A 21,547-nucleotide genomic window follows, 5' to 3' on the forward strand; every position below is an offset into this window, starting at 1 on the left:
TGAAAAGATTTGTACTCATAATATATATTCAATCTTGCTAAAACATAAACCATGAGGCTATGCTTAAAATTCGGTATTTTCTTCTTGTTCAGGTTTCGGCAAAGTATCTTTTCTGGATAGATTAATTCTTCCTTGCTTATCGATATCAGTTACTTTAACGAGTATTTCATCTCCTACATGAACAACATCTTCTACATTCTTTACATGTTCATGAGTCAATTTAGAAATATGAACAAGCCCTTCTTTTCCAGGAGCAATCTCAACAAAAGCACCAAAATTCATAATCTTTGTTACTTTTCCTAAATACATTTCGCCAGGTTGAATATCCTTTGCAATGCCTTCAATGATTGAAAGAGCTTTCTTTACTTTATCAGAATCTACACCGCAAACAAAAATACGGCCGTCATCTTCAATATCGATTTTAACCCCTGTTTCTTCAATAATTTTGTTAATTGTTTTTCCACGGGGGCCAATAATTTCGCTGATTTTTTCCGGATCAACATTTGTACTGAGAATTTGTGGGGCATAAGGGGAGAGCGCTTTTCTTGGTTCTGAAATAGTTTTTAGCATCACTTCATCTAATATATATGACCTTGCTCTTTTAGTCTGATACAAAGATTTTTCTATAATTTCTCTCGTTAATCCCTGAATTTTAATATCCATTTGGATTGCGGTAATTCCTTTATGAGTTCCAGCAACCTTAAAATCCATATCTCCAAAGAAATCTTCCAGACCTTGTATATCTGTAAGCAGCACGAATTCATCATCACTTTCGCCCGTTACCAATCCTACAGAGATTCCTGCAACAGGAGCCTTAATAGGTACACCCGCAGCCATCAAAGACAACGTACTTCCACAGACACTGGCTTGAGAAGTGGAACCGTTAGAACTTAATACTTCAGAAACTAAACGAATTGCATAAGGAAATTCTTCTTCACTGGGTATAACAGGAAGCAATGCTCTTTCCGCCAAAGCTCCATGTCCTATTTCCCTTCTTCCGGGGCCTCTGGAAGGCTTTGTCTCTCCTACAGAGAAAGATGGGAAATTATAATGATGCATATATCGTTTTGTATCTTCCAAAGCATCCAATCCGTCTAAAATCTGTACATCTCCCATAGCTCCTAAAGTAGTTACGGTCAAGACTTGAGTCTGTCCTCTTTTAAATAGTGCAGAACCATGAGTTCTAGGCAATATATCGATCTCTGCACTGAGAGGTCTGATTTCTTCCAATGCTCTTCCATCAGGGCGTTTATGTTGTTTTAAAATCATTCTTCGTACAGTTTCTTTTTCGAATTTATAAATAGCTTCATTAATATATGGCTCATATTCAGGGTGATTTTCCATAAAGTATGCTGTAATTTTTTCTGTAAGCTCCTTGATTTGCTTTTCTCTTTGCTGTTTATCATCAGTGAATACGGCATTTTCCATTGATTCGTCACCAATATAGGATTTCACTGCGCTATAAACTTCTTCTGGAACTTCATGTTTTTCATACTCGTGTTTTGGTTTGCCACATTCTGCTTGTATCTCTTCTATAAATTTTACAATCTTTTGATTTTCTTCATGACCTCTAAAGATTGCTTCAAGCATAATGCTTTCTTCTAATTCATCCGCTCCTGCTTCAATCATCATTACTTTGTCTTTCGTAGAAGAAACAGTTAAAGACAATCTACTTACTTCTCTCTGAGCTGCAGTAGGATTAATAATGAATTCTCCATCAATATATCCGACATTGACAGAACCCGTAGGGCCTGCAAAAGGAATATCTGAAATAGAAAGAGCAACAGACGAACCTATCATAGCAGCTATTTCAGGGCTACAGTCTTGGTCAACAGAAAGCACCGTTGCCACAATAGAAATATCATTACGATAATCTTTAGGAAATAATGGTCTGATCGGACGATCAATCACCCTAGAAGTCAAAATTGCTTTTTCAGTAGGTTTACCTTCTCTTTTAATAAAGCCCCCGGGAATTTTACCTACTGAATATAACCTTTCTTCATAGTCTACACTTAGTGGAAAAAAATCTATACCTTCTCTGGGCTTATCAGAAGCTGTTGCCGTAACTAAAACCACTGTATCTCCATATCTTACAATTGCAGCTCCATTAGCTAACTCTGCAACTTTACCAATTTCAATGGAGAGTTTACGCCCGGCTAACTCTGTTGAAAATATCTTGGACATATAATATACTACTCCTTTCTAATTAATCTTATGTATATTTAGTATTAAATATTGATGAAATGTTTATGAGAATTATTTTATGCAATATAGTGTAAAATTGCTAAAATAATAGAGCGGATTACTCCGCTCCATACGGTTATTATTTTCTTATGCCTAACTCTTCAATAATAGTACGATATCTCTCGATATCTTTCTTCATAAGATAATTTAATAAACCTCTTCTTTGTCCTACCATTTTAAGAAGACCTCTTCTTGAATGATGGTCTTTCTTATGAGATCTTAAATGCTCCGTTAAATGATTGATTCTTTCTGTAAGAAGAGCAATCTGAACTTCTGGAGATCCAGTATCATTTTCTGTTCTTCCATACTTTGCAATAATTTCTTGTTTTCTAGCCTTATCCATTACAATAATCCTCCTTTATTTTTTATCCCCTTTTGCTAAGAACAGGTCGGAGTTACCTAAATCCGAGCAAAGGTTCTTATACAAAAAGTATTATACCATTCAACATCATTAATGTAAACTATATTTATAAATTTCATAATATAAAACAACTTAATTGATTTAACTTTTAAAAGTTTGCAAAATATGTTTTGGCTAAATCCACATCTTTTTTCATTTGCTTTATAAGTTCTTCAACATTAGAAAACTTTTGTTCGCTTCGAATCCACTGATAAAATTCTATTTCTACGACTTCGTCATATAAATTGCTGTTAAAATCAATTATATATGTCTCAATAACTTTATTTTTCCCATTTACAGTAGGATTATAACCAATATTTGTAACACTATGATAATACTTTCCATTCCATTTTGTTCTGGTGAGATATACTCCATTAGGCGGGTATATTCGGTCTTTTTCTGCTGCAATATTGGCTGTAGGATATCCAAAAGTATTTCCTAACTTCTTACCTTCCAAAACTTTTCCCATAATGATATAGGGTATACCTAATAATTCATTTACTTTGCTGATATTTCCTTTAGATAATTCCTCTCTGACCCTAGTACTGCTAATAATTTCACCTTGATATAAAACAGGAGGTATTTCAATAACTTTTAAGCCCCATTTCTTTTCTCTTTCTTTTAAAAACTGAGCATTTCCTTTTTGCTGTTTGCCAAATTTATTATTGGAACCAATAACGATTACCTTAGCATGCAGCTGTTTTATAAGAATTTCCTCAACAAATTCCTCCGCAGAAATATCTGCAAATTCATTTGTAAAAGGATATTCGATATAAAGATCAATACCCATCTGCTCTAATCTGTGTTTTTTTTCAGATCTTGAAAATATCATTTTTATTGAATGATCTTTCTTTAGTACCATTTGAGGATGGGGGTAAAAGGAGAAAACAATAGATTGATAGTTTTCTTCTTTGCTGACGTTTTTAACAGTTTCTATTAATTTTCTATGTCCCAAATGAATTCCATCAAAATTACCTAATGTAACAGCACTGGGTTGATTTTGAGAAATACTTGAGTTTGATATATATTTCATTATAAAACCCCTTACAAAAATAGTTTCAGCGGTTTTAGATAAAATTCTTCACCTTCTATTGCAACATTATAAAGGCCGATAAAATTTCCACAATCACTGTAAACTCTAATAATGTCATGAGCTTTTATTGCTTCATGCTTATTTTTAATATAAGAAAAATGAATTTTATTGCCATTCATTAAAGCTTTTTCACCAGTTTTTTTAATGGTTACGGAAGGATACTCACGGAATAATTCATCGATATTTACAATAATGTTATCAATTTCTTGTTGATCGACTAATTCTTTGAATTCATCCAATTTGATACTATTGTTGATATTAAAAATGCCAACTTCAGTTCTTATTAAACTGCTCATATGGGCGCCACAACCTAATTGCGCACCAATATCAGCACATAAAGTTCTAATGTAAGTGCCTTTTGAGCATAAAATATCTAACTCTATTTGATCTGGAGGTATGAAAGAAGTAATTTTTATGTCATAAATATGAACTTTTCTTGCTTTTCGCTCTATAGTTTTCCCTTGTCTAGCCAATTCATACAACTTTTTACCATTAACCTTTATAGCAGAATACATAGGAGGGACTTGTTCATATTCTCCAATGAAAGATTGAACCACTTGTTTAATTTTACTTTTATCAAAATCAACTGGCTTTGATTCAATAATATCACCTGTATGATCCTGGGTTGTTGTGCTAATACCTAATTTAGCAATTGCCAAATATCGCTTTTTCTGTTCAATTAAAAATTCTACCACTTTAGTGGCTTTCCCTATGCAAACAGGAAGAACGCCTTCTGCTTCAGGATCAAGAGTTCCTGTATGTCCAACTCTCTTTTGATGAAGGACTTTTCGAATAATCGCTACAACATCATGAGATGTATATCCTTTTTCTTTATAAATACTTAAGATTCCATTCAATTTGATTTCTCCCTAAACAATTCTTTTTGAACCGTATCCAGTATTTTTGTCTTAGCATCCTTCAAATCAGTATGCAAAGTACATCCTGCAGCTTTTTTATGGCCTCCGCCTTGGAAAAACTGTGCAATCCTACATACATCTTTATCTCCGGAAGCTCTGAAGCTTACTTTTATTTCATTGGCATTCTTTTCATATAGAAGAACAGCAACCAAAACACCATCAATATTTTTCATAAAAGAAATAATTCCTTCTGTATCGTTGGCAGATGCCCCCAGTTCTTCCATTTCCTTTGTGCTTAAATCACAAATGCACAACTGCTTATCATTTAATGTTTCCATTTTATAGAGTGCATAACCTAATAACTTAGCAGATTCTAAGGAACGCGAATAAAATAATTTATCCAGAATATCTGTAAAATCTATATTATATTTAATAAGATCAGAAATAATTTGGTGGGTAAAAGAAGTAGTACTGCTATGCTTAAAACCTCCGGTATCAAAGGCGATGCCAGTATAAAGGGAAGTTGCTATTTCATCATCAATAGGAACTTCAGCTTCCTTAATGATTTTATATATAATTTCACAAGTTGAAGAAGCTTCCGGATCAACATAGGAAAAATCTCCATAATGAGGATTACTAATATGATGATCTATATTTAAACTCAAAGGAGCTTTCTCAAAATCGTCAATATATTTCCCAAGCCTTTGAAGATCTCCACAATCCAATGCAACAAAAAGCTCTAAAGGTACATGATTCGGATAAGTATTATAAATATATTGCCTTCCAGGTAAAAAATTGTACTTTTCAGGATATTCATCCATAAGAATGACAGGCTTTTTGTTCATTTTTACAAGAGCCAAAGCTAAAGCAACACATGCCCCAATGGCATCTCCATCAGGGCTTATATGAGCTGCTATAGCGATATGAGTATACTTCTTCAATGAGTGAATTATATCTAAATCATTCATTGGATTCATCCTCTTCTTCTGTATTAGATTTGATATCATCAATAATCTTTGAGAGACGAATACCATATTCAATTGAATCATCTATTTTAAATATTAATTCCGGAGTATTACGTAAATTAATTCTCCTTGCAATTTCTCGGCGAATAAATCCACTGGCATTTTTTAAACCTTCTATTACTCCTTTTTTTTGTTCCTCGTTTCCCATTACACTGATGTATATTTTACAGTATTTTAAATCATTGGTTGTGTCTACATTAAGCACACTCACCATCGTTTGATTGATTCTAGGGTCTTTCAAATCCTGACGAATGATATCGCTTAATTCTTTTTTTATTTCTTCATTAATTCTTATCATTCTTGATCCTTTTGCCAATTTTATCACCTACGCTCTTGGTATTTCTTCCATTATGAATGCTTCTACTATATCTCCTTCTTTAATGTCATTAAATTTTTCGAAGGATAATCCACATTCATATCCAGCATTTACTTCTTTTACGTCATCTTTGAATCTTTTTAGAGAACTTAACTGTCCTTCATAAACAACGATTCCGTTTCTGACAATACGCACTTTAGCATTTCTGACTAATTTCCCATCTTGCACATAGGCTCCGCCTATTGTTCCAACACCAGATACTTTAAAGGTTTGTCGAATCTCTGCATGACCAATTACTTTTTCTTGGAATTCCGGATCAAGCATACCTTTCATTGCTGCTTCAATGTCTTCAATTGCATTGTAAATAACACGATATAATCGAATATCTACTTTTTCTGTTTCTGCAACAGATTTGGCACCAGCTTCAGGTCGAACATTGAATCCAATAATAATTGCATTTGAAGCAGATGCTAACATGACATCAGACTCCGTAATGGCTCCAACACCCCCATGAATGGTATGGATCCTTACTTCATCGTTAGATAATCGTTCTAAACTTTGTTTTACAGCTTCTACAGAACCTTGTACATCTGCTTTAACAACAATATTGAGTTGCTTTACATTTCCAGACTGTATTTGACTAAATAAGTCATCCAGTGAAACTTTATTAGGCGTTGCTCTTAAAGATTGCTCTCTATTTCTTTCTGCCAGTATTTCTGCATAATGACGAGCTTGTTTATCGCTTTCAGCCACATAAAATCTGTCTCCAGCCGAAGGAACTTCTGATAATCCAAGAATTTCTACCGGTGTAGATGGTCCTGCTTTTTTCACACGACGACCTTTATCATCCATCATCGCACGAATTCTACCATGGGTTGACCCTGCAACAATAGGATCACCTACTTTCAAAGTACCGCTTTGAACAAGTACTGTAGCAACAGGACCCCTTCCTTTATCCAGCTGAGCTTCGATAATGGTGCCTCTTGCACGTTTGTTTGGATTAGCCTTCAGTTCTGCCATTTCTGCTACGAGTAAAACCATTTCTAATAAAGTATCTAAATTAGTTTTTGTAACGGCTGAAACTGGAACACAAATTGTGTCTCCACCCCATTCTTCCGCAAGAAGACCATAATCTGCCAGTTCTTGTTTTACTCGATCTGGGTTTGCTCCTGGCTTATCTATTTTGTTAATTGCAACAATGATTTGAACATTGGCTGCTTTAGCATGATTAATTGCTTCAATTGTCTGGGGCATTACACCATCGTCCGCAGCGACAACCAAAATTGCAATGTCAGTTACTTGTGCTCCTCTCATTCTCATAGCCGTAAAAGCTTCATGCCCCGGAGTATCCAAAAAAGTAATTTTCTTTCCATCAACCTCTACTGTTGAAGCCCCAATATGCTGAGTAATTCCTCCAGCTTCCTTAGCTGTAACATTGCTTTTTCTGATTGCATCTAAAAGAGAAGTTTTTCCGTGGTCAACATGACCCATTACAACAACTACTGGAGGCCTTTCCAGAAGATCTTCAGGTGAATCCGGCTCTTCTTCGAACATTTTTTCTTCTAATGTTTCCTGTGTTTCTTCTTCCAGTAAGATGCCATATTCTTCTGCAACTTGTGAAGCAGTATCAAAATCAACTTCTTGATTAATAGACGCCATAATACCTCTCATCATAAGAGATTTTATGATTTCTGCAGGGGTTTTCCCTAATTTCTCTGCCAATGTCTGAACACTTACTTTGTTTGGGATTTGGATAACTTTAATTTCATCACTCTGTTCAATAGTATCCTGTTTGACTTCTTCGTCTTTCATCATCTTGTCCTTTACTTTAGTCTTTTTACTTGAATCATTCATCTTCTTTTCAAAGTTCTCATGTTTTGCAGTTCTACTAATTTCTTCATCAATTGTTTCTTCTTTAACTTGATTATTCTCAGATTCTTGTACTTCACTTGAATAATAATCCAAAATTAATTGTGCTTCATCATCTTCAAGCGTACTCATATGACTATGTACATCGACTCCGAATTCCTTTAATTTTTTAATAAGCTCTTTACTGCTTATGTTTAGCTGTTTGGAAATTTCATATACTCTAACTTTTGACAAATAGCCCACCTCCAATATTTCATGCTTCCTCATTATCTAGCAATTGCTTTAGCTTGCGATAAAAATTTTCATCAATAATAGCTAAAGAAGCTCGCTGATCTTTTCCTATTGCGTGTCCTAACTGTTCTTTTGAACCCAATTCATAGAGAGGGATATTTCTATAATTACATTTATCTTTGAACAGCTTTTTAGTGTTCTTGGATGCGTCTTCAGCGATAATTACCATTTTGGCACTTCCATTTTTAATTGCCTGTTCGCATTGAAATTCTCCAGATAAAAGTTTTCCTGCTTTCTGACATAAGCCTAGCATAAATAAAACTGGATTATTCATTTCTATTTTTCAACTCACTTTTCAATGCCTCGTATATTTCACTGGGGACTGATACTTTAAAAGATCGTTCTAATCCTTTGGATTTTTGTGCTTTTGACAAGCATTCTTCCGAAGGACATATATAAGCTCCCCTTCCAGGTTTCTTTCCCGTAAAATCCAAAGAAAATTCACCTTCATTATTTCTTACAACTCGTATCAACTCTTTTTTATTTTTCATTTCTTGGCAGCCAGTACATTTTCTAAGAGGAATTTTTCTTGTTTTCATAATCCCACTCCTCTAAATAAATTATTTTAATTGAATTTATTCTAAATTTCCTTCTTCGTCCTCTTTCTTATCCTCATTAAATCCTATTTTCTTAGCTTGAGATTCGCTTTTAATATCAATTCTCCAGCCTGTTAATTTCGCGGCAAGTCTAGCATTTTGACCCTCTTTTCCAATTGCTAAAGACAATTGATAATCCGGTACAATTACTTTGGCACTTTTGTCTTCTTCATTAACAGATACTTCTAAGACCTTGGAAGGACTTAGAGCAGCAGCAATATATTCTTTGGGATCTTCACTCCATTGAATAATATCTATTTTTTCACCTCTTAATTCATTAACGATCACATTTACTCTCTGGCCATTTTGTCCTACACATGCACCTACAGGATCTACTTCTGGATCTTTAGAATAAACTGCCATTTTTGTTCTTGAGCCGGCTTCCCTCGAAATGCTTTTAATTTCAACAATTCCTTCATATACCTCTGGTACTTCTTGTTCAAATAACCTTTTAACAAGCTCCGGATGAGTTCTTGATACATTAATTTGAGGTCCTTTGGTTGTTTGCTTAACTTCTAAAACATAAACTTTAATGCGTGAATTAAAATTATATTCTTCTCCAGGAATTTGCTCATTTGGAGGAAGGATGGCTTCTGTTTTACCTAAATTAATAATAACATTTTTTCTTTCTTTCCTTTGAATAATTCCTGTTATAATATCTTTTTCTTTTGTAATGTATTGATTATATATGATTTCTCGTTCCGCTTCCCTTATTCTCTGAACGACAACTTGCTTTGCTGTTTGAGCGGCAATTCTTCCAAAATTTTTAGGAGTTACTTCGATATCGACAATATCCCCAACTTCATAAGTAACCTTAATCTTTCTGGCGTCTTCCAAGGAAATTTCCAACGCATCATTTTCAACTTCTTCAACTACTGCTTTTTGAGCATAAACAGACACATCTCCATTTTCTCTATCAATAATGACTTTAATATTTTGAGAGGTACCAAAATTCTTTTTACACGCTGATACCAATGATGTTTCAATTGCTTCAATAAGTAATTCCTTGTCAATTCCTTTTTCTTTTGCTAGCTGCTCTAATGCACCGATGAATTCGGCGTTCATCTTATTTACCTCCTCATAAAATAAAATCAGAATAAAATAGCTAATCTAATAATAGCAATATCATTTCTTGAGAAAGATAAAGTATTATTGTCTTCATCTATAATCGTAACAATATTATCTTTCAAGCCCACAAGCTCTCCTCTATATTCTTTCTTTTTATTAAAAGGTTTGTAAAGTTTTATATCTACAATTTCACCTTTATAACGTTCAAAATCAGAATCTTTTTTTAAAGGGCGATCTAAACCTGGAGAACTGACTTCCAAAATATAAGAATTCTCGATAGGATCTTCTTCATCTAATCTTACTTCCAGGGCTTTCGATACTAATTCGCAATCATCAATTGTAACGCCCCCCTCCTTATCAATAAAAACTCTAAGATACCAATTAGCTCCTTCTTTAACATATTCCAAATCTACTAATTCGAAATTATATTCTTCCATAATAGGTTCAAGATACGATTGCACAATCTGTTCAATCCTATGTTTAGACATATAATCATCCTTTCAGCTTTTTTCTCTCTTTAGTAACTCAAAAACAAATTATGTATCTATTCATGGAAACATGAATATTATTAACGCATTTAATGTTTTAGTATGTCCTTTTATATAGTCTTAAAAAAAAGATGATTTCCTATTCATTTGTTTAAGTTCACCATATTTTTACCTTATTACAATAGAAAGAGTGGGTTACAACCCACTCTTCACTGTAAATGCTTATTTGATATCCGTTACAAAGAATTATATCATTACTAATACACAAATGCAAGGGAAAAACACCTTGTATTTACAACATCTCTTCCTTACAACCGATCAATTTCTTGAAGTAATGCTTCTAATAATTGATCTTCAGGCACTTTTTTAATAATTTCGCCCTTTTTAAAAATTAATCCTACGCCTTTACCTCCTGCTATACCTATATCAGCTTCTCGGGCTTCTCCTGGGCCATTAACTACACATCCCATTACTGCAATCTTTATATTCTTATTCATATCCATACATCTTTTTTCTACTTCATTTGCAAGAGAAATCAAATCTATTTCAGTTCTTCCACAAGTAGGGCAAGATATAAACTCCACACCAAAAGACCTTAACCCAAGTGCTTTAAGGATTTCCTTTGCGCATCTAACTTCTTCTAAAGGATCTCCCGTTAAAGATACTCTGATTGTATCTCCTATACCTCTGGATAGAATGGCACCGATTCCTACAGCAGATTTAATCGTTCCACTTCTTATAGTCCCTGCTTCTGTGATTCCCACATGAAGAGGATAATCCATTTTCTTAGAAAATTCTTCGTAGGCTCTTAAAGATAATAAAACATTGGACGCTTTAATAGATACAACAATATCGTGAAAATCAAGTTCTTCCAAAATATAAATATGATTTTGAGCACTTTCTACCAAAGCTTCCGGGGTAACGCCACCATATTTCTTAAGTAAAGACTTCTCCAGGGACCCGGCATTTACTCCAATTCTAATTGGAACTCCACGTTCTTTTGCTGCTTTAACTACTTCTTTAACTTTCTCTTTTCCTCCAATATTTCCAGGATTAATTCTTAGTTTATCAATACCGTTTTGTATACAAGTTAAGGCCAATCTATAATCAAAATGAATATCTGCAACCAAAGGTATATGAATTTGCCTTTTTATTTCACGAATTGCATGAGCTGCTTCCATATCTGGAACAGCTACTCGAATAATCTCACATCCTACTTTTTCTAATGAATGAATTTGCTTAACAGTTTCAACAACATTTCTGGTATCCGTATTACACATGGATTGAATAGCTATCGGATGTTTTCCGCCTATAAAGCTGTCTCCAATAGCAACCGTCCTTGTTGGTCTGCGGCATAAAGAGTCAGTATTCAATTTTAGTCCTCCCAACAGCTAATGAGTTATAATTCTGACTACATCATTATACAATACAAAAACCATTAATACCATCAGCAATGCAAAGCCTATGAAATGGATCATCCCTTCTTTTTCAACAGCAATAGGCTTGCCTCTTAATCCCTCAATAATTAAAAAAACTAATCTGCCTCCATCCAATGCAGGAATAGGCAATAAATTCATAACTCCTAAATTCGCACTGATAATTGCAGCAAAATACAATACGTTTTGGATAGCAATATAGAAACTTGTTTTTAATCCCGATTCATAACTTTCCCCTATTATTTGAATCACACCAACAGGTCCAGCAATTTGCTGTCTGCTTACCTGTCCTGTAATAATTTGTATAAATCCAAGTACCACTTGCTTTACAAGAAAGACTACCTGCCATAAACTTTGTCCCAAGATTTCCAGAATCGTCGCTTCTCCTTGTTCTTTTGATTCAAAACTTATACCTAAAAATCCTTGATTTGTTTTTTCATCAATAACAGGAGTGATCACTTTCGTGATTTTTTCACCATCTCTAGAAGCAATGATTTCAATTGGATGATCTTTGACTTGACTAAGTATTAAACTAATTTCTTGTCTTATATGAATTCTTTGTCCATCTAAAGAAATAATTTTATCTCCTGGTTGAAGCCCTATACTTGCAGCCGGAGTATCTGGTAATACATGATCTATTCTAGTTGTTATATACCCATTGGATCCTACAAACCAGGCAATAATTACAAAAGCTAAAACCAGATTCATAAACGGACCTGCAAATATCACTGCAATACGCGTTCCAACTGATTTATTGGTGAAAGAACGTTTATCTTCTGAAGCTGAATCTTCTCCCAACATCTTACAAAAACCACCCATTGGAAGGATACGAATGGAATATAGTGTTTCTCCATATTGCTTACTGATCAGCTTGGGTCCCATTCCAATAGCAAACTCTTCAACTTTAACGCCACTTTTTTTGGCAACAGCATAATGGCCAAATTCATGAACTAACACGATTATCCCAAACACTAAAAGTGCTATTAAAATAGTCAAAAAACTCACCGCCCTTTCGTAAATTCTCTTGCCCATTGATCTATATCTAAAATATCAGATAATGTAGGGTGCATAATTGTATTATGTGCTTCCATCGCCTTTTCAATCATTATAGGAATATCCAAAAAATGAATTTCTTTTTTTAAAAACTTTTCTACTGCTATTTCATTCGCTGCATTCAATACCGCAGGCATAGATCCACCGATGGCAAGAGCATCATACGCCAGCTGCAAGCACTTAAAAACGGATAAATCAGGTTGTTCAAAAGAAAATATATTTCTTTTGGTAAAATCAACCTTTGGCCAATTACTTCTATAACGTTTTGGAAAAGTTAAAGCATATTGAATAGGTACCCTCATATCCGGTTCCCCAATCTGAGCAATAATAGATCCATCTTCAAATTCAACCATGGAATGGATCATACTTTGTGGATGAACTACAACTTCAATTTGACTTAATTCAATGTTAAAGAGCCATTTGGCTTCAATAACTTCCAAGCCTTTATTCATCATCGTAGAGGAATCCACTGTTATTTTAGCTCCCATAGACCAATTCGGATGCTTTAAAGCATCTTCAACTGTTACATTTTTAAGTTCTTTCAATGACTTATTTCGAAATGGTCCTCCAGAAGCAGTCAAAATAATTCGTTGAACAGGATTCTGCTTATTTCCTTGTAAACATTGAAATATTGCGGAATGTTCGCTGTCCACAGGAAGAATCTTTATATCATTTTTTCTAGCTTCTTCCATAATAATTTGCCCTGCTGTTACAAGAGTTTCTTTATTTGCTAAAGCAATATTCTTTTTTCTTCTTATTGCTTCAAAAGTCGGTATCAATCCAATTGTTCCTACTACAGATGTGACCACTGTATCGATCTCTTCCATAGTAGCGATTTCTATCAACCCATCAATCCCAGCTAAAACTTCAACTGAGCTCCTCAATCTTTTTTTTAATTCAAATGCTTTTTCTTCATCCATAACGGCTACTTTACTGGGATGAAATTCATAAATCTGTTTCTCAATCAAGTCAATATTCTGATTGGTTGATAAACCACATACCTTTATGTCCTCTGCATTTTTAAGATTTCGAATAACATCCAAAGTCTGTGTACCAATAGAACCTGTTGAGCCCAGTATGGAAATCTTTCTCAAATTGCTCACCTCATTTATTATTCAAGCAACTTCTTCATAAGTATAGTGTTTTGATTAAAATTTCAGAAAATTAGGTTTAACATAATTATAAAATAATATACGAATGGGGCAGTGAAAAGTATACTGTCAAATCGATCTAATACTCCTCCATGTCCCGGAAAAAATTTACCATAATCTTTTATATTTACACATCGTTTAATTGAAGATGCAGTTAAATCCCCTAATTGTGATATCATTGCTCCGATTCCTCCAATAATAGAGCAAATAATTGGAAAATTCACAATTGGAGTCTTAGTAAAATATGTAATCACCATGCCGTATACAAAAGATAAAACAAATCCTCCGGCAATTCCACCCAAAGCGCCTTCCACAGTCTTTTTAGGGCTTAACTTGGGGCATAGCTTATGCTTTCCAAGCGTAATACCAGTGAAATAGGCAAAGGTATCACTCCCCCAAGCACTGATGAATATGAGCCAGACAAAAAATTCTCCATAGGCAGAATTACGAACTTTTAAAACATAAAAAAATAAGAAACTTACATAAAAAAAGCCTATAAATGTAACAGCTACATCTATAATATTATATTTTGGGTGAAAAAATATAATACTTAAAAGCAAGACGAATAAAAAACAAATAAAAAATACTATATACCACTGATCATTAGGAAATACAAAAAAAGTAAATATGACCGTAAAAATATACCCAATATATTTTATGGGATGGGCTTTCTCTTCCATAGCTGTATAAAATTCACGCAAACCTACCAATGTCAAAAGTCCGATTGCAAGTTTTAGAATCCATCCGCCTGATAAAACTATACCCAGTAACAGTGGAATTCCAACAACCGCTGTTATAATACGCAAACGCAATAAAATCTCCTCCGAACCCTAGATTAATCCAAAACGACGGTTTCTATTTTGGAATTCATAAATCGCTTTATAAAGATCGTTTTCATCGTAATCCGGCCACAATTTATCGCAAAAATACAACTCACTATAAGCAATTTGCCATAATAAAAAATTGCTAAGTCTTTGTTCCCCACTGGTACGAATTAAAAGATCAGGGTCAGGAATAGCTTTTGTATCCAAATACATAGAAAAAGTATGCTGGTCAATTGAATCTAAGTTTAATTTAGATTCTAATACATCCTGACTCATTTTTTTAACTGCACGGATAATTTCATCACGGCTTCCGTAATTCAAAGCAATGTGTAGATTTAATCCACTTTTTTTAGAAGTCTTCATTTCTAAATCACGAATCTGTTCTTGAATATCTTCATCGAGTTTAGCCTTATCGCCTATAATGTCAATCTTAATATTATTTTTTTCTGAATCCTTTAAGTATTTTTTTAAATAACTTCTAAGTAAATTCATCAAGCTGTCTACTTCTTCTTTAGGACGTTGCCAATTCTCCGTCGAAAAAGCATACACCGTTAAATGGGGTATACCTAAAGCATCTGCTGCACGTAATACTCTTTCTAACGCCTTTGATCCCGCTTGATGCCCATAACTTCGTGATTTCTTTCTTTCTTTGGCCCAACGACCGTTTCCATCCATTATAATAGCAATGTGCTTAGGTAAATTGTCCAAATTAATCATTTGCTTATAATCAATTCCGCCCATTCTGGCCTCCTTAACGACAAATTAACAAATACCCCTCCAAAGAAGGGGCATATGTAACATTCTATACTGCAAGAATATCTTTACTTTTCGCTTCAACACGCTTATCTATATCATTGATATAACGATCTGTCATCTTTTGAATATCTTCTTCGCAATCCTTTAAATCGTCTTCAGTAATATCTCCATTTTTTTGAACTTTCTTAAAATGTTCAATTGCATCTCTGCGTATATTTCTAATAGCAACTTTTGCTTCTTCGCCTTTTTTCTTTACTTCTTTCGTAAGTTGTTTTCTTCTTTCCTCTGTTAATTCAGGGAAAATTAATCGAATGCATTTTCCATCGTTATTTGGAGTAATGCCAAGATCAGAAGCCATAATAGCCTTTTCAATTTCTTTTAATAAGGAACTATCCCAAGGCTGAATTTGGATGATTCTTGCTTCTGGTACAGTAATATTTCCAACTTGCTGAAGAGGTGTTTGAACACCATAATAATTAACTGTAATTTTATCCAATATATGTGGATTAGCGCGTCCTGCACGAATAGTATTGAATTCTTCTTCCAAAGTAGCAATTGTTTTCTTCATTTTATTTTCATAAACTTCATACTCTTTTACATCCATATTATTTCCCCCTTAATTTGTTATTAATGTTCCTATATTTTCGCCAGAAACCGCTTTAATTATACTATTTTCAATATTAAGCCCAAAAACTAGAATGGGCAATTTTTGTTCCATGCAAAGACTTGCAGCAGTTCCATCAATAACTTTTAGGTCCTTATCTAAAATTTCTTTACAAGTGAGTTGATCAAATTTCTTTGCTGATGGATTTAATTTAGGATCAGAATCATATACGCCATCAATATTTTTTGCAAATAAAAGAGCATCTACTTCTATTTCACATCCTCTTAATGCAGCTCCTGTATCTGTCGAGAAAAAAGGATGCCCTGTCCCACCAGCAAAAAATACTACTGTATTATTGGTTATGTAATGAATAGCTTTTTCTTTTGTAAACACTTCAGTCATAGTACCTATCTGAAACGGAGTTTGTACTACTGCATTTAATCCTTGAGATCTGCATATTTCTGCTGTATATAAGGCATTCATAACTGTAGCAAGCATCCCAATTTGATCAGCTTTTGTACGATCCATTTGTTCACTGCTTCTGCCTCTCCAAAAGTTCCCACCGCCAATAACAACAGCAATTTCTGTTCCTTGTTCAACTAATTGCTTTAACTGCTCAACAACAGACATTACAGTATTATAGTCGAATCCAACTCCTTTGGAACCGGCAAGAGCTTCGCCACTTAATTTAATTAAGATACGCTTAAATTTAGTCATAGGATTTTTCCTCCGATATTAATGTATCATATTTTTTTACTTTATTCCATACAAATTTGAAAATTTCTATACGATTATTAAGTAAAAACATTTCATCATAAAAATTGATATTCATTCCATAGAAAAGGGGAAACACATTGTGCCCCCCCATCCTATTTTATATCAAAATTATAAATTCATCTGTTTTGCAACTTCTTCTGCAAAGTTTTCTTCTTTCTTCTCTAATCCTTCACCGGTTTCATAACGAGCAAATGCTTTAATAGTAACATTAGTGCCAACTTCTTTTGAAACACCTTCTAAATATTTAGCAACAGTTATATCAGGATCTTTTATAAATTGCTGATCAACCAAGCATAATTCTTTTAAGTTCTTTGCTAAACGGCCTTCTATCATTTTTTCAACAATATTAGCTGGTTTGCCTTCATTAAGAGCCTGTTGTTTTAAGATTTCTCTTTCTTTTTCAATAAAGTCAGCAGGAATTTCATCTTTTGTAATATATTGTGGATTAGCAGCAGCAATTTGCATTGCAATATCCTTTGCAGCTTCCTTTACTTTATCAGAAGTATTTTGGCTTGCTAATTCAACTAATACTCCAATTCTTCCGCCACCATGAATATAAGAAACAATTACTCCAGTTTCGGTTTCAAATTTTACAAAGCGACGAATGTTTAAGTTTTCTCCAATAACAGAAATTTTTTCTGTCAAAACATCTTCTACAGTTTTAGATGAATCTAAAAGCCAAGCCTCATTCTTAAAATCTTCAATTGTAGTTGTTTTTGTCATAGCAGCTTGTTTTGCAACTTGTGCAGCAAAAGTTTTAAATTCTTCATTTTTTGCGACGAAATCTGTTTCACTATTTACTTCTACCAATGCTCCAACTTTTCCATCTTCTGAAATGTAGTTTGCAACCAATCCTTCTGCAGCAATACGACCTGCTTTTTTAGCAGCTTTTGCCAACCCTTTTTCTCTCAAAATTTCAACTGCTTTATCCATATCACCGTTTGCCTCTGATAATGCTTTTTTGCAATCCATCATTCCTGCGCCAGTCATTTCTCTTAATTCTTTTACCATTGTAGCTGTAATTGCCATTTTTCGTACCTCCAATTAATATTTTTTATCATATACTGTATAATCTGTAATTTTTATGTCTTTATTCACTCTATTAAAAAGGCTTCAACCTAATAACAGGCTGAAGCCTAAAGGCTTACGACTTTATTCCTCTTCGGCAGTAACGGTATCTTGTACCCCTTGTTTCACTTCAATAACTGCATCAGCCATTTTTCCAACAATTAATTTAACTGCTCTAATTGCATCGTCGTTACCTGGAATAACATAATCTACTTCTTCTGGGTCACAGTTTGTATCGACGATTGCAATAATTGGAATACCTAAAATATGAGCTTCCTGAATAGCAATTCTTTCCTTTCTTGGATCAACTACAAAAATTAAATCTGGAAGCTTAGTCATTTCTTTAATTCCACCAACATTATTTTCAAGTTTTTCTTTTTCATGGCGAAGTTTGATTACTTCTTTTTTAGGTAACAAATTGAATGTTCCGTTTTGTTCCATTTCTTCTAATTCTTTTAGTCTTTCAATTCTTGAACGGATAGTTTTAAAGTTGGTAAGCATTCCACCTAACCATCTTTGATTTACATAGAACATTCCGCAACGTTCAGCTTCTTCTTTGATAGAATCTTGTGCTTGTTTCTTTGTTCCTACAAAAAGAATCGTACCGCCTTCTTCAACAACATCACGAACTACTTGATAAGCTTCTTCAACTTTTTTTACTGTTTTTTGAAGATCAATAATATAAATTCCATTTCTTTCAGTAAAAATATACTCTGCCATTTTGGGGTTCCAACGTCTTGTTTGATGTCCAAAATGTACCCCTGCTTCTAATAATTGTTTCATTGAAATTACGCTCATTGCATTTTCCTCCTAATATTTTGGTTTTACCTCCGAATTCGTCATCTTCCCGCAAGACCCATTGGGCACCCTAACGGGAAATCCGAATCGTGTGTGTTTTATTTCCACATGGAAGTATAGCATATTCTTGTAAGTTAATCAATATTTTTATTTCTTTTATTATTATAAATTTCGTTCTCCAAAATCATTTATTGCGTATTATTTACAAAAATTCAAAATATATTCCCGGCATAAAAAAAACGACTATTCTAATAATATACAGTCGTGTTTTAATATTTTATAAGAATTCAGTTAGATCTTCTTGATATTCAAAAACGATTTATCTCGTTTTAGAAAGCCCTAAAATCAACTCAACTTCACCTTTTCCAATGTTTAATTCTTTTGCTATAGAAGAAGTATCCTTTCCTGATTTGTACAGTTCAATAATTGAATTATAGTATTTATTATTTAATACACCATGAACTTCTGACCCGTTTTCATTTTCTTTTATCTCATTGGAAAAGTCCTCAAGGGAATGTTGTTCAGTCACTACGTCTTTGGAAATTGCAAATTTTTTTTCTTTATCTTCAATCATTTGATATAAAAACAAGAGTTCTTTATGCTTTTTTTCCAATTCTGACTGAATATACGAAGAAAACTGATTGAGCTCTTTTAACATTTGATCAGCTTCATCAATTCTTTCTTTTAACTCTTTTTCAACTTTAATTTGCTGCTCAATCATCATTTGATTATAATTAGATTCTGATTTATCTTTCAGAAAAATCAATCCAATTATTAATACAATTGCTACAACAGATACAGCAAATAAAATCATTACAGTCACAATTTCCATCTGGGGCATTCTAAACACACCTCAATTTATATTCTGATATCTATTATGCTGCTACGATCAGACATATCTTCCTTTTTATTTTTATCTTTGTCTTGTTTTTTCTTTTTTGAATCACTCTTTTGATATTGGTTTTTATTCTGAGCATCTTTATTAACTGCATACTCAGGTTTATTGGAACTTTGAACTTTTTCCTTGTTTTGAGAGATCTGCTCTTCCATGAACTGAGCAAATTGTTGCTGCTCAGTTATTACGCGATGAGACTGATCTTGATACTGTTGTGAAATTTCTGGGGTCTTAGGAATCATAACCTGCATATCTAAAGGGCGAATGGACATATTTCGCTCCCCCCTTAAGCATAACTACTTGTTCTTATATCGGCCCTATCCTTGTATAACGTACAATATTTTAATTCTTCTCTGATATACATACAAGCTGTACCAATTGTAACTTTAACTCCGGGATGGATAATACCATAGGCCCGAACCTTTCCATCTTCTTTTTCCTCTAATTGTGGTTCAATTTCTGCAATTTCTCCCGTAATACTCTTCAGTCTGCTATTTAAAAATATTTTAGTACGAATGGATTTTTGCAACATATCTCTTTTTTCGTCAGTAAGTTTATTCGCTTCTTTCATTTTGTTTAATAATTCAATAACTTGGTCTGTTTTTATGATCTCTTTTTTTGTTTTTGCCAATTCATCTTTTAAATAACGGTATCTTTCTACCAAAGCTGGGTCTATTCCAACTTCTATTTCTGTTACAGTAGCCATATGTGAACCGATAACTTTGGCATCAACTTGTTTTCTCGCCCGAACAACGCCTCCAACGATTAACCCCTTTTTTCCTTCTACCTTAACTGTGCCACCGGATTTAATCTGGCTATGCATAATGGCTTCGCTACTAATATCACCTGCTGCTTCTACTGTGCTGTTTTCAATATACTTAGCAACGATATTGCCCATAGAACTTAAATAACCTTTGCTCATTCCCTGAATGCCTCTATGGAGAATAATATCCCCCTGAGCTTCAATACGAGCACCTTCAACAACTCCGTATACTTCAACGTTTCCACCGGCTACAATTGAAAAGCCAGTTACCACATTTCCTTTTACAATCACATTGCCTACAAAGTCAATGTTACCTACTTCATTGTCCACATTATTAGGAACTTCATATGTCTCATAAACATTTACAACATTATTGCTGTACACCACTTGACCATCAATAGATGCAATTAATTTAGTACCATCTTCTGAAATCTCAGTATTTTTCCCCCGAGGGAGTTTTGCATTTTTGCCTTTAATTGGAAGCAAATCTGTTCCCAATACATTTTTTCCTGGAACACCTTCAGTAGGAGGAATCAGTGTTACAAGAATCTGTCCCTTTGAAACATTTTCAATCAAATCTAAATTATAAAAATCAACACTTCCATCTTCTAAAATCTTAGGCTTAATTTCCTTATGTGCTCTAAAATGAAACTCTAATTTGGCATTATCTCCATTAATTGGTTTAATGCCTTGTGCAATGATATACTTGAAGTTTGGTTTCCTTTCATCTAATGCCTTTTGCAATTCTTCTTTCTCTATACCAAAAACTACACCCTTAGCTTCAATTTGTCTAAGAACGTCATCATATGAAAGAAGGACACCATTATTTTGAGGAGGAATAAAAGAAATTACTGCAAACATTTTATCTTTTGAAATCTCTACAAGAACTTGCTCGTTCACAGGTTCTACATCTTCATGTGAAGAAAGTAAAACTTCGATTTTTTCTTGAGATTTTACAGCATTAACTGCTTGCTTAATAGTCTCCAGATTATACTGCTTATAATTTCTTTGATTGAGACGCTTAACCACATCTTCTACAGTCACAAATTTTCCTTTTCCATGAGGTGCATAAACAACAAGATAAAGACCATCTTCCTTCATTTCAAAATCAAAGAAGCCATCATAATCCTGTTGGGGGTTTGGTGATAAACCCTCAAAATTTTGCATAATATTCC

24 protein-coding genes are annotated in these 21,547 nt (G+C 33.8%); all 24 read right to left on the bottom strand.

Going from position 1 to position 21,547, the window contains the following annotated elements:
• Positions 1-63: 63 nt before the first annotated feature.
• The 24 genes from JOD07_RS04485 to JOD07_RS04595 all read right to left on the bottom strand — a co-directional run bounded on the left by JOD07_RS04485 (position 64) and on the right by JOD07_RS04595 (position 21,539).
• Positions 64-2,184 carry a polyribonucleotide nucleotidyltransferase gene (locus JOD07_RS04485; RefSeq protein WP_158739000.1) on the bottom strand — a complete coding sequence of 707 codons (2,121 nt, stop codon included), beginning with the start codon at positions 2,182-2,184 and terminating at the stop codon, positions 64-66.
• 139 nt (positions 2,185-2,323) lie between these two features.
• Positions 2,324-2,587: a 30S ribosomal protein S15 gene (gene rpsO / locus JOD07_RS04490; RefSeq protein WP_158738999.1), complete on the bottom strand. Its 264-nt coding sequence runs from the start codon at positions 2,585-2,587 to the stop codon at positions 2,324-2,326.
• A gap of 166 nt (positions 2,588-2,753) precedes the next feature.
• Positions 2,754-3,677: a bifunctional riboflavin kinase/FAD synthetase gene (locus JOD07_RS04495; protein WP_204612499.1), complete on the bottom strand. Its 924-nt coding sequence runs from the start codon at positions 3,675-3,677 to the stop codon at positions 2,754-2,756.
• Between the two features lie 11 nt (positions 3,678-3,688).
• Positions 3,689-4,594 (bottom strand): tRNA pseudouridine(55) synthase TruB, encoded by a 906-nt coding sequence (gene truB / locus JOD07_RS04500; protein WP_158738997.1) that lies wholly within the window; start codon positions 4,592-4,594, stop codon positions 3,689-3,691.
• Positions 4,591-5,562: a DHH family phosphoesterase gene (locus tag JOD07_RS04505; RefSeq protein WP_158738996.1), complete on the bottom strand. Its 972-nt coding sequence runs from the start codon at positions 5,560-5,562 to the stop codon at positions 4,591-4,593. The genes truB and JOD07_RS04505 overlap by 4 nt, the downstream gene beginning before the upstream one ends.
• The gene (gene rbfA / locus JOD07_RS04510; protein ID WP_416387160.1) at positions 5,555-5,935 is read right to left on the bottom strand and encodes a 30S ribosome-binding factor RbfA; all 381 of its coding nucleotides are present in this window, start codon (positions 5,933-5,935) and stop codon (positions 5,555-5,557) included. The genes JOD07_RS04505 and rbfA overlap by 8 nt, the downstream gene beginning before the upstream one ends.
• A 9-nt stretch (positions 5,936-5,944) precedes the next feature.
• A complete protein-coding gene (gene infB, locus JOD07_RS04515; RefSeq protein WP_416387156.1) occupies positions 5,945-8,071 on the bottom strand; it encodes a translation initiation factor IF-2 in 2,127 nt (708 codons plus the stop codon).
• Positions 8,058-8,369 carry a L7Ae/L30e/S12e/Gadd45 family ribosomal protein gene (locus JOD07_RS04520; RefSeq protein WP_158738995.1) on the bottom strand — a complete coding sequence of 104 codons (312 nt, stop codon included), beginning with the start codon at positions 8,367-8,369 and terminating at the stop codon, positions 8,058-8,060. Before JOD07_RS04520 ends, infB begins: the two co-directional genes overlap by 14 nt.
• Positions 8,362-8,634, bottom strand: coding sequence for an RNase P modulator RnpM (rnpM, locus tag JOD07_RS04525; RefSeq protein ID WP_158738994.1), 273 nt, complete (start codon positions 8,632-8,634; stop codon positions 8,362-8,364). Before rnpM ends, JOD07_RS04520 begins: the two co-directional genes overlap by 8 nt.
• Positions 8,635-8,670: 36 nt before the next feature.
• Positions 8,671-9,756: a transcription termination factor NusA gene (gene nusA, locus JOD07_RS04530; protein ID WP_158738993.1), complete on the bottom strand. Its 1,086-nt coding sequence runs from the start codon at positions 9,754-9,756 to the stop codon at positions 8,671-8,673.
• Between the two features lie 26 nt (positions 9,757-9,782).
• The gene (locus JOD07_RS04535; protein WP_158738992.1) at positions 9,783-10,247 is read right to left on the bottom strand and encodes a ribosome maturation factor RimP; all 465 of its coding nucleotides are present in this window, start codon (positions 10,245-10,247) and stop codon (positions 9,783-9,785) included.
• 308 nt (positions 10,248-10,555) lie between these two features.
• Positions 10,556-11,620 carry a flavodoxin-dependent (E)-4-hydroxy-3-methylbut-2-enyl-diphosphate synthase gene (gene ispG, locus JOD07_RS04540; RefSeq protein WP_204612505.1) on the bottom strand — a complete coding sequence of 355 codons (1,065 nt, stop codon included), beginning with the start codon at positions 11,618-11,620 and terminating at the stop codon, positions 10,556-10,558.
• Positions 11,621-11,638: 18 nt separating this feature from the next.
• Entirely contained in the window at positions 11,639-12,715 is a 1,077-nt protein-coding gene (gene rseP, locus JOD07_RS04545) for an RIP metalloprotease RseP (RefSeq protein ID WP_204612507.1), read from the bottom strand.
• Positions 12,685-13,830: a 1-deoxy-D-xylulose-5-phosphate reductoisomerase gene (locus JOD07_RS04550; RefSeq protein ID WP_204612509.1), complete on the bottom strand. Its 1,146-nt coding sequence runs from the start codon at positions 13,828-13,830 to the stop codon at positions 12,685-12,687. The genes rseP and JOD07_RS04550 overlap by 31 nt, the downstream gene beginning before the upstream one ends.
• Positions 13,831-13,892: 62 nt before the next feature.
• On the bottom strand, positions 13,893-14,699 hold the full coding sequence (locus tag JOD07_RS04555) for a phosphatidate cytidylyltransferase (RefSeq protein ID WP_204612510.1): 807 nt from the start codon (positions 14,697-14,699) through the stop codon (positions 13,893-13,895).
• A gap of 18 nt (positions 14,700-14,717) precedes the next feature.
• Complete coding sequence (locus JOD07_RS04560; protein WP_243429247.1) at positions 14,718-15,452, bottom strand: isoprenyl transferase; 735 nt, start codon at positions 15,450-15,452, stop codon at positions 14,718-14,720.
• A 61-nt stretch (positions 15,453-15,513) separates the two neighbouring features.
• Positions 15,514-16,071 (bottom strand): ribosome recycling factor, encoded by a 558-nt coding sequence (gene frr, locus JOD07_RS04565; RefSeq protein WP_158738987.1) that lies wholly within the window; start codon positions 16,069-16,071, stop codon positions 15,514-15,516.
• Positions 16,072-16,083: 12 nt separating this feature from the next.
• Positions 16,084-16,788, bottom strand: a complete 705-nt coding sequence (pyrH, locus tag JOD07_RS04570; protein WP_158738986.1) for a UMP kinase — start codon at positions 16,786-16,788, stop codon at positions 16,084-16,086.
• Positions 16,781-16,903 carry a hypothetical protein gene (locus tag JOD07_RS15635; protein ID WP_274596553.1) on the bottom strand — a complete coding sequence of 41 codons (123 nt, stop codon included), beginning with the start codon at positions 16,901-16,903 and terminating at the stop codon, positions 16,781-16,783. Before JOD07_RS15635 ends, pyrH begins: the two co-directional genes overlap by 8 nt.
• 53 nt (positions 16,904-16,956) lie before the next feature.
• Positions 16,957-17,877 (bottom strand): translation elongation factor Ts, encoded by a 921-nt coding sequence (tsf, locus tag JOD07_RS04575; RefSeq protein ID WP_158738985.1) that lies wholly within the window; start codon positions 17,875-17,877, stop codon positions 16,957-16,959.
• Between the two features lie 123 nt (positions 17,878-18,000).
• The gene (rpsB, locus tag JOD07_RS04580) at positions 18,001-18,714 is read right to left on the bottom strand and encodes a 30S ribosomal protein S2 (protein WP_158738984.1); all 714 of its coding nucleotides are present in this window, start codon (positions 18,712-18,714) and stop codon (positions 18,001-18,003) included.
• Between the two features lie 319 nt (positions 18,715-19,033).
• Positions 19,034-19,555 (bottom strand): DUF6115 domain-containing protein, encoded by a 522-nt coding sequence (locus JOD07_RS04585; RefSeq protein ID WP_204612512.1) that lies wholly within the window; start codon positions 19,553-19,555, stop codon positions 19,034-19,036.
• A gap of 17 nt (positions 19,556-19,572) precedes the next feature.
• Positions 19,573-19,881: a hypothetical protein gene (locus JOD07_RS04590; RefSeq protein ID WP_204612514.1), complete on the bottom strand. Its 309-nt coding sequence runs from the start codon at positions 19,879-19,881 to the stop codon at positions 19,573-19,575.
• 14 nt (positions 19,882-19,895) lie between these two features.
• On the bottom strand, positions 19,896-21,539 hold the full coding sequence (locus JOD07_RS04595; RefSeq protein WP_204612516.1) for a DUF342 domain-containing protein: 1,644 nt from the start codon (positions 21,537-21,539) through the stop codon (positions 19,896-19,898).
• Between the last annotated feature and the right edge of the window lie 8 nt (positions 21,540-21,547).

This window comes from Defluviitalea raffinosedens (assembly GCF_016908775.1).
GTDB lineage: Bacteria > Bacillota > Clostridia > Lachnospirales > Defluviitaleaceae > Defluviitalea > Defluviitalea raffinosedens.

Bases quoted from the DNA above. Each gene is read 5' to 3' on its own strand.
- JOD07_RS04485 (WP_158739000.1), bottom strand. From the start codon at position 2,184: ATGTCCAAGATATTTTCAACAGAGTTAGCCGGGCGTAAACTCTCCATT.
- rpsO (WP_158738999.1), bottom strand. From the start codon at position 2,587: ATGGATAAGGCTAGAAAACAAGAAATTATTGCAAAGTATGGAAGAACA.
- JOD07_RS04495 (WP_204612499.1), bottom strand. From the start codon at position 3,677: ATGAAATATATATCAAACTCAAGTATTTCTCAAAATCAACCCAGTGCT.
- JOD07_RS04505 (WP_158738996.1), bottom strand. From the start codon at position 5,562: ATGAATGATTTAGATATAATTCACTCATTGAAGAAGTATACTCATATC.
- infB (WP_416387156.1), bottom strand. From the start codon at position 8,071: ATGAGGAAGCATGAAATATTGGAGGTGGGCTATTTGTCAAAAGTTAGA.
- JOD07_RS04520 (WP_158738995.1), bottom strand. From the start codon at position 8,369: ATGAATAATCCAGTTTTATTTATGCTAGGCTTATGTCAGAAAGCAGGA.
- rnpM (WP_158738994.1), bottom strand. From the start codon at position 8,634: ATGAAAACAAGAAAAATTCCTCTTAGAAAATGTACTGGCTGCCAAGAA.
- nusA (WP_158738993.1), bottom strand. From the start codon at position 9,756: ATGAACGCCGAATTCATCGGTGCATTAGAGCAGCTAGCAAAAGAAAAA.
- JOD07_RS04535 (WP_158738992.1), bottom strand. From the start codon at position 10,247: ATGTCTAAACATAGGATTGAACAGATTGTGCAATCGTATCTTGAACCT.
- rseP (WP_204612507.1), bottom strand. From the start codon at position 12,715: ATGGGCAAGAGAATTTACGAAAGGGCGGTGAGTTTTTTGACTATTTTA.
- JOD07_RS04560 (WP_243429247.1), bottom strand. From the start codon at position 15,452: ATGGGCGGAATTGATTATAAGCAAATGATTAATTTGGACAATTTACCT.
- frr (WP_158738987.1), bottom strand. From the start codon at position 16,071: ATGGATGTAAAAGAGTATGAAGTTTATGAAAATAAAATGAAGAAAACA.
- pyrH (WP_158738986.1), bottom strand. From the start codon at position 16,788: ATGACTAAATTTAAGCGTATCTTAATTAAATTAAGTGGCGAAGCTCTT.
- JOD07_RS15635 (WP_274596553.1), bottom strand. From the start codon at position 16,903: ATGAATATCAATTTTTATGATGAAATGTTTTTACTTAATAATCGTATA.
- tsf (WP_158738985.1), bottom strand. From the start codon at position 17,877: ATGGCAATTACAGCTACAATGGTAAAAGAATTAAGAGAAATGACTGGC.
- rpsB (WP_158738984.1), bottom strand. From the start codon at position 18,714: ATGAGCGTAATTTCAATGAAACAATTATTAGAAGCAGGGGTACATTTT.
- JOD07_RS04585 (WP_204612512.1), bottom strand. From the start codon at position 19,555: ATGCCCCAGATGGAAATTGTGACTGTAATGATTTTATTTGCTGTATCT.
- JOD07_RS04590 (WP_204612514.1), bottom strand. From the start codon at position 19,881: ATGTCCATTCGCCCTTTAGATATGCAGGTTATGATTCCTAAGACCCCA.
- JOD07_RS04595 (WP_204612516.1), bottom strand. From the start codon at position 21,539: ATGCAAAATTTTGAGGGTTTATCACCAAACCCCCAACAGGATTATGAT.